Origin of the sequence: Anabaena sp. FACHB-1237 (genome assembly GCF_014696225.1) — a bacterium.
Classification (GTDB): Bacteria; Cyanobacteriota; Cyanobacteriia; order Cyanobacteriales; family Nostocaceae; genus FACHB-1237.
Genome location: NZ_JACJPV010000004.1, coordinates 186,727 through 194,904 on the forward strand (window position 1 = coordinate 186,727; position 8,178 = coordinate 194,904).

The window sequence follows — 8,178 nt, forward strand, 5'->3', positions numbered from 1 at the left end:
TTCACGTGTTCTTGTAGCTATAAGTAAACTTACTAGGATTATATATAATTTATCGAATAAGCGAATATTTTATTATTGTATGTGTATCTATGTAAAATATAGAGTTAAAAAGTGTTAAAATAGATAAAACTTATGATAGTCATAGGTAAAACTTATACAAGTATCTTGAGTTAACTAACTGTAAAACAAGCGATCTAAGACTAAAAATAGTGGATTACACTTACATAATTGTTAAAATATTTATAAAATTTTCTACTTAGTAATTTTCGGACATTTGTAGTTATTTTAAGTTCTCCCAAGTGAAAGAGCTTTTTTCGGAAATTATCTATTAAGTAATTTCACTACCCAAATTAGCTCTAAATTTTGCATTTATCTATATTTTAATCAATTTAGTTGGAAAATATACATTTAAATTCAATATTTGCACTCAGGACAAATGTGTATAAGACTATATTATGATGTGAGTAGGTTTATTAAATATCAAGGTGTAAATATCGTATGGATACTTTAATCATAAATGAGGATCTATCTAATCTCTCTTCTATTTCCACAAATAGCATTGATCCTCTCACAAAAGATTTCGATAAATATTTAGATCCAAAGTTGACAAACTTAAACTCTTTACAGCTTTCAGAACCAGTTAGTCTGTCTACTCCTGTTGATAATGCTGGAAATACCCTAGCTACAGCACGGAATATTGGCACATTAAGCGGTACACAAAGTTTTACAGACTGGGTAGGAAGTGTTGATCTTAACGATTACTATCGCTTCAATATTGCGTCACAAAGTAACTTTAGTTTGACTCTCAATGGTTTAAGTGCAGATGCGGATGTACAACTAATTCAAGACTTCAATAATAATGGTATTGTAGATAGTGGAGATGTTCTGCAAAGTTCTACCAATGGTGGTACAATAGGAGAGAGCATTACTCGTACTCTCAATGCTGGTAATTACTTTGTCCGAGTCTATCGATATAAAGGCAACACTAACTATAGTCTATCTTTAACTGCTACTGCTGTTGCACCTGTTGATAATGCTGGAAACACCTTAGATACAGCCCGTGCTGTTGGTACATTAAGCAGTACACAAACTTTTACTGACTGGGTAGGAAGTTCGGATACTAACGATTACTATAGTTTCAATGTGGGAACACAAAGTAACTTTAGTTTGACTCTCAATGGTTTAAGTGCAGATGCGGATGTACAACTAATTCAAGACTTTAATAATAATAGTATTGTAGATAGTGGAGATGTTCTGCAAAGTTCTACCAATGGTGGTACAATAGCAGACAGCATTACTCGTACTCTGAATGCTGGTAATTACTTTGTCCTAGTCTATCCATATAGTGGCAACACCAATTATAGTTTGTCTTTAACTGCTACTGCTATTGCACCTGTTGATAATGCTGGAAACACCTTAGCTACAGCCCTTGCTGTTGGTACATTAAGCGGTACACAAACTTTTACTGACTGGGTAGGAAGTTCGGATACTAACGATTACTATAGTTTCAATGTGGGAACACAAAGTAACTTTAGTTTGACTCTCAATGGTTTAAGTGCAAATGCGGATGTACAACTAATTCAAGACTTCAATAATAATGGCATTGTAGATAGTGGAGATGTTCTGCAAAGTTCTACCAATGGTGGTACAATAGCAGACAGCATTACTCGTACTCTCAATGCTGGTAATTACTTTGTCCAAGTCTATCCATATAGTGGCAACACCAATTATAGTCTGTCTTTAACTGCTACTGAGGTGACACCAACTCCTACCCCAACTCCTACCCCAACTCCTACCCCAACTCCAACTCCCACAGATTGGTATAGTCAAAATCTACTAGATGCTCAAATTATCACTTTAACCAGTTCCTTAGCGGCTGATGGTAACTTAAGTCGTCAAGACATGATTGCTATTTTCCGTGATGCTAAAGATAGTGGTGTGATTGATGCTAATGAGTTAACTGACTTACGGACTTTAGTTAGTAACTCTACCCTTTTCACTATGGCTGATTCTGTGAAGGTCTTATCTAATAAGATTGCAAATGGTGATGCAGCTAACACTCGTTCCGGTTTTGGTAACTTGTATGCTGGTAGTAGTGATACCCAAATGGAAAATCTGATTGGTAAGTGGTTCTTAGGAAATGATAGACCTGATTTAACTAGTTCCAGTTATAGCTATCAGTATGTTAGTGGTTCTCTATTCCAAAATGGTCTAAGTGCTGATGACATTTATCAAGGAGCGGTGGGAGACTGCTATTATGTAGCAACTTTAGCTTCTATTGCCCAGGAAAAACCTGATTACATTCAAAATATGTTCCTTGATAATGGTGATAATACCTTCACCGTGCGTTTTTATAACAATGGTGTAGCTGATTATGTCACAGTAGATCGTTACTTACCAACTAATTCATCAGGTTATGCTGTCTATGCTGATTGGGGAGGAGGTTCTTCTACTTCCACCAGTAATGAACTTTGGGTAGCTTTAGCCGAAAAAGCCTATGCACAGTTAGCTGAATCTGGTTGGAGTCGTACTTACAGTGGTACTCAAAATAATTCCTACGCAGCCATAGAAGGTGGTTGGATGGATGTAGTAATTGGTCAAGTCACAGGATTAAGCGCTACTTCCCAATCTGTTAGCAATATGACTCAAACTCAACTGATTAATTTGGTTAATTCTAATCAAATTTTAACAGCAGGTTTTGTTTATGGTGGTGGTTATGGTGTGGTTAATGGTCATGCTTACACGATCACTTCCTATAATTCCTCCACTGGAACTTTCCATTTACGTAACCCTTGGGGAATTTACCACGCTGATGTAACTTGGAGTCAATTGTTATCTTTGAGCGCGATTATACAATGGTCTAATACCTAAAGTGAAAAGATCCCAGATGAATTTAGCAAATCTGGGATCTAAATTTCTGAGTTTGTGTCTATTAATTTAGAATGATGAGGTTTTCACATTTGAAATCATGATTAACCAATTATCATAGATTTAATTATGGATAATCATGGGAGGTGATATGAAATCATTATTTTTGCTGGTTAGTTTATTAAGTTTTGATAGTAGGATAAATTGTTGTCATTATTTACCTACTCATGTTGATCATCAACTGTCTTCGCAATTACAGTCAAAAGCTGTTAATAAAAAAGTTATGATTAAAGTTTCTTTGTTATCTCAAGAAAATAAATTACCACCTCTTGGTGTTCCTCCCCAACCTAACCGTGATATTGGTTTTGCTACTGTATTTATTACTTTAGAAAATCCTCAGGAGAAAAATCAAACGGTAAAAATTGAAAAGGTAGAAATTCGCAATGTGACTGATAAAAAATTACAACCTTTTCAGTTTAAACCAAAATCAGTGGAATTAAAACCTTTAGAAAATTCTGTGGTTGATATTCATTTAACCAATAAAACTGGTTATGTAGGTAAGGATAAAGTTAAGGCAATCATAACTTATAAAATTGGTAATCAGACTAGTGTGATTGAATCTCAGCCTGTTACTGTGGACAAGTCTTTGTAGTAGCGTTGTGTACTGGCAATAGATACAAAATATATCTAAATTTATTCAGAAAACATTCAGTAACGGACATTTTTATCTGGGTTTATCTGGGTTTATCTGGGTTTATCTGCGTTTGATTTTTACCTCTTGATCCTCACCTGAATAAGAATTGCTAAAATTTGGAGGAACAAGGCATTACATAATGGTGGTATGAATTTTGTTTCGCGCATCAGCGAAGCCAAGCACTTGCCTTAGATGCAAAGTTTCAAATTTTGAATTTCTCAATTTCATACGTGAGTTCAGCAATACCAGCAACAATTTAGGAATAGGAATAGGTGACAGGTGACAGGTAATATAGAAATATAATATAAAATGTCACCATCATATTGGAAATTTAAGCGTGCCGAAAGCTGGCATTATCTACAACGACGTAAAACCCATAGCTACAAGTGTGGCTATGGAACTCAAGGACAAACTTACCGCCGCCGGTTGGGATGTATATATTACTGCCAGTCTTGGTGGTATATTGGGTTATTCTCAGCCCCATAGTCCGGTGTGTCATACACCCATAGAAGGTCTTACGCCCCCTGGCTTTGACTCAAGTATGAAATTTACAGTGGTATTAGGTGGAGATGGAACTGTATTAGCAGCATCTCGTTTAGTAGCACCCTGTGGCATACCTATGTTGACTGTTAATACTGGACACATGGGATTTTTAACAGAAACCTATCTGAATAAACTACCTGAAGCTATAGAACAGGTAATGACAGATGAATATCAAATAGAAGATAGAACTATGCTAACCGTCAAAGTTCTCCGAGGAGAAACCGTGATCTGGGAAGCGTTGTGTTTAAATGAAATGGTACTACATCGAGAACCACTTACTTGTATGTGCCACTTTGAAATTGCTGTGGGTGAGCATTCTCCTGTAGATATTGCGGCTGACGGTGTAATTATTTCTACACCAACTGGCTCTACAGCCTATTCTTTAAGTGCAGGGGGTCCAGTAATATCCCCAGGAGTAAATGTTTTACAGTTAGTCCCCATTTGTCCCCATTCTTTAGCTTCCAGGGCTTTGGTATTTCCTGATACGGAGTCAGTGAATATCTATCCTGTGAATATTCCTCGGTTAGTGATGGTGGTAGACGGTAATGGCGGCTGTTATGTGTTACCAGAAGATCGGGTATACTTGGAGCGATCGCAATATCAGGCCAGGTTTATTCGTCTCCAGTCTCCTGAATTTTTCCAAGTTCTACGGGAAAAATTAGGTTGGGGTTTACCACATATTGCCAAACCTACATCTGTAGAATTACCATAATTACTAGTAGCAAAAATGGTTTTTGTTGGAAAAACCGACTAACAAATACAATAGCAAATGATTAAATTACAAACAGAAAACTCAAAAATTGCTACTGTAAATATGAGAACATCATCAATGATCAAATTTCTAGTTTAATCAAATTCCTATTCCCTATCCTCCACTATTATGATAGCTGCTCACAATCCCTCTGTTTTTGTATTGGTGGTTGAACCTGATGCTACTTTAGCCCGGCAATTAGCGGCTGATTTACAAGAAGCAGGTTATACTCCCATCATCACTGATGATAGAACCAGTAGTTTACAATATAGTCGTGATTACCAACCAGCTTTAATTGTCATAGATCGGATGTTGGTAGGAGAATCAGGATTATCTTTGTGTAAAAATTTCAGAAGTCTTGGTAATCGTTCTCCTATCATTATTTTAATGGCCAGAGATTCGGTGGATGATCGAATTGCTTGTTTAGATGTTGGTGCTGATGATTATATTCTTAAACCCTATCGTTCAGAAGATTTTATCAAACTAGTACGTCTTTACTTGCGTCCTGATCAAGATAGTAATGAACAAATACGTTTTGGTGATTTAATTTTAGATGTGGCTACTCGTCGCGCTATCTATAATAACAAAACTATTGATTTAACCATGAAGGAATTTGATTTATTAAAGTTCTTAATGGAACATCCCCGCGAGGTCTTAACCCGTGATCAAATTTTAGAAAATGTTTGGGGTTATGATTTTATGGGAGAATCTAATGTGATAGAAGTTTATATTCGTTATCTACGTTTGAAAATTGAAGATGAAGGACAAAAACGCCTTATTCAAACCGTTCGTGGTGTCGGTTATGTACTGCGTGAGTCTTAAAGGATTTCAGGCCTCAAGCAAGTGGGAAATGAGTAGCGTCAAACATCAATCATACGCTTATTTACAATATTTGTCCAGTCTGACGCACCTTACAACTATTCTTCAGATATTCAGCAAATATTAAGTTTTTATTAAAATCAGGAATAAAATTAAAATTTGTGGTCAATTTTGCAGAAATTAAGTAGAATAATCAAAATCTATCAGCTATCAGCAGTCAACTAGAAATTAAAAACCGACTTCTTGTAGGGGTTTAGCAGTCCTAAACCCATACTGAACTTCCCACCCCCGCACTCTTATGTCTCCTTGTTTAAATGTGTGTTCCTGTTTTCTGAGTTTTCTCCTAATGAGTTGTTCCCCACCAACCACATCAGAATCTCTACCCATATCTATTGATACTCACGCTTCCACACCACCAGCAACGATACAAGTAAAAAAACTTACTAATCTTGGTCAAAAATTACCTATTTCTGCTCAAGCTATTCTTCCTAAAGGAACAAAAATAGATTTAGAAGTAGCACGCACTCCCAAGCAACAAAGTCTAGGTTTAATGTATAGACCTGCTTTGCCAGATAATAGGGGTATGTTATTTGTATTTCCTTCTTCACAACCTGTACAGTTTTGGATGAAAAATGTTCCTGTGGGTTTAGATATGGTTTTTATGAATAAAGGAGTTGTAAAATACATTCAAGCCTCTGCCCCTCCTTGTGATAGAGATCCTTGTCCCACTTATGGTCCTAATGAACCCATAGATCAGGTAATTGAATTAAGATCAGGGAGAGCAGCAGAGTTAAATTTACGGATAGGAGATAGTATAAAAATTAAGTTTCTGAAATCTGATAAGTCTCAGTAATTATCATCAAAATACTGATAATATAAAGATTATACAAAATTTTTATGAAGTTCTATCTTGTAAAAAATTATTAAGAAACTATTTCTCGAATGTGCTACTTCTCCAATAAGCACAAAAGATAGATGCTAAAAATCTCTCTTTTGAGACAAGTACAAATAGTTGCTCATAAAACAGTATAGTTTATGGAATCTTGATGACTGAATATGTAATTGGAATAAATACCACTAAGTCAATAATTTAACAATTATAAACCAGGAATTTTATACCACTTCCTGATTCTATAACTTTTGTTAAGATAGTTGAACCCATTGGGAAAATAGTTGGACTAGAACAAAACAATATTTTTTAGTATGATTGTAACTTTTAGTCAACTGTTAAGAAAGTGACACATAAAATACCGTCCATATAATATTCAGAAGTTAATGTTCAATAATGGATAACAAATACATGTTAATACAATCTACTCAGGTACATGAAATGTCAAAGGCAAAATCAAGATATTCACAGTTTATTAATTTCCTCCAAGAAGATTTAGCTATTTCTTCAGCGTCTTTATCTGTGGCTGTGCGACAACATGATCAAGATCCTAGTTTATTGACTATGACTCTATGGCAATATGGTTTAATCACTATAGATCAGGTTGAACAAATTTATACTTGGTTGGAAAGTGTGTAATTGACAATTGACAATTAATAGGTGATGATTAGCGATCGCATTCATAGCGCTTTTAACTTCTGTGAGTAAGCTAATGTGCAGCACTCACTGTATAATTAAAAAAACCTGAAGTTACAGTAGCACAAGCATCTTGCTTGTATTAATTATTCAAGTTAAAGGCACAACAGCTTATAATATTACAGGTTTGATTTTTCGTAACTATAAAATAATACTTTATGTCTCTTGCTCCTTGGCGTGCAGTTATTTCTCGCGCTCTGCATAAGAATAGTAGTTTAGTGTATTCCCGCTACGTACAATTAGCAACTGTGCGAGAGGATGGACTACCTGCAAACCGTACTGTTGTGTTTCGTGGTTTTCTGGAAGATACAGATGTGTTACGATTTATTACTGATATTCGTAGTGCTAAAGCTGAACAAATACAGAAACAAGGGCATGGGGAAGTTTGTTGGTATTTTCCTAAAACTAGAGAACAGTTTCGTATTGCGGGAAGATTAATTTTAGTAAGTGCTAATTCTCATGAAAACTTACAAGCTGCAAGAATAAAAATGTGGCAAGAATTAAGTAATGCTGCTAGGGTACAATTTATTTGGCCTCAGCCTGGGGATGTGAGAGTCAGGACACCGGAAGCGTTTACACAGCTAGTGACTAGTTCCATAGAACCTGTAGAAAATTTCTGCTTGTTGTTGCTGGAACCGACGTTAGTTGACCATTTAGAATTGCGTGGTGAACCACAAAACCGTAGTATATATCAAATTGATGAAACTCAAAGTTGGTATTATCAAGAAGTTAACCCTTAAATTATATCCTAGATGATACTGAAGAATTTCATACAATTTCATACCTGAGTTGAGATTGTCCTAAGTTGACAATTTAATAAACAAACCTGTACACTCATAGACAAACCTATGGGTGATTTTATGTTTAAGCCTCATGAATTTGCTAAAAAGATTGGAGTTTCAGTTAAGACCTTGCAGA

The 8,178-nt window shown here is 35.6% G+C and carries 7 protein-coding genes; all 7 read left to right on the top strand.

What is annotated here, in order from left to right:
• Window positions 1-498 precede the first annotated feature (498 nt).
• The 7 genes from H6F32_RS20850 (at window position 499) to H6F32_RS03615 (ending at window position 8,000) form a co-directional block, all read left to right on the top strand.
• A complete protein-coding gene (locus H6F32_RS20850; protein WP_190367964.1) occupies window positions 499-2,871 on the top strand; it encodes a C2 family cysteine protease in 2,373 nt (790 codons plus the stop codon).
• A 148-nt stretch (window positions 2,872-3,019) separates the two neighbouring features.
• Window positions 3,020-3,520, top strand: a complete 501-nt coding sequence (locus tag H6F32_RS03590) for a hypothetical protein (protein ID WP_190367965.1) — start codon at window positions 3,020-3,022, stop codon at window positions 3,518-3,520.
• Window positions 3,521-3,899: 379 nt separating this feature from the next.
• The gene (locus H6F32_RS03595; protein ID WP_190367966.1) at window positions 3,900-4,817 is read left to right on the top strand and encodes an NAD(+) kinase; all 918 of its coding nucleotides are present in this window, start codon (window positions 3,900-3,902) and stop codon (window positions 4,815-4,817) included.
• A gap of 168 nt (window positions 4,818-4,985) precedes the next feature.
• Window positions 4,986-5,678, top strand: a complete 693-nt coding sequence (nblR, locus tag H6F32_RS03600; protein ID WP_190367967.1) for a response regulator transcription factor NblR — start codon at window positions 4,986-4,988, stop codon at window positions 5,676-5,678.
• Between the two features lie 343 nt (window positions 5,679-6,021).
• Window positions 6,022-6,528 carry a DUF192 domain-containing protein gene (locus H6F32_RS03605; protein ID WP_242031034.1) on the top strand — a complete coding sequence of 169 codons (507 nt, stop codon included), beginning with the start codon at window positions 6,022-6,024 and terminating at the stop codon, window positions 6,526-6,528.
• Between the two features lie 447 nt (window positions 6,529-6,975).
• Window positions 6,976-7,203: a DUF2949 domain-containing protein gene (locus tag H6F32_RS03610; protein ID WP_190367969.1), complete on the top strand. Its 228-nt coding sequence runs from the start codon at window positions 6,976-6,978 to the stop codon at window positions 7,201-7,203.
• 215 nt (window positions 7,204-7,418) lie between these two features.
• A complete protein-coding gene (locus H6F32_RS03615; RefSeq protein WP_190367970.1) occupies window positions 7,419-8,000 on the top strand; it encodes an Npun_F5749 family FMN-dependent PPOX-type flavoprotein in 582 nt (193 codons plus the stop codon).
• Window positions 8,001-8,178: the final 178 nt, after the last annotated feature.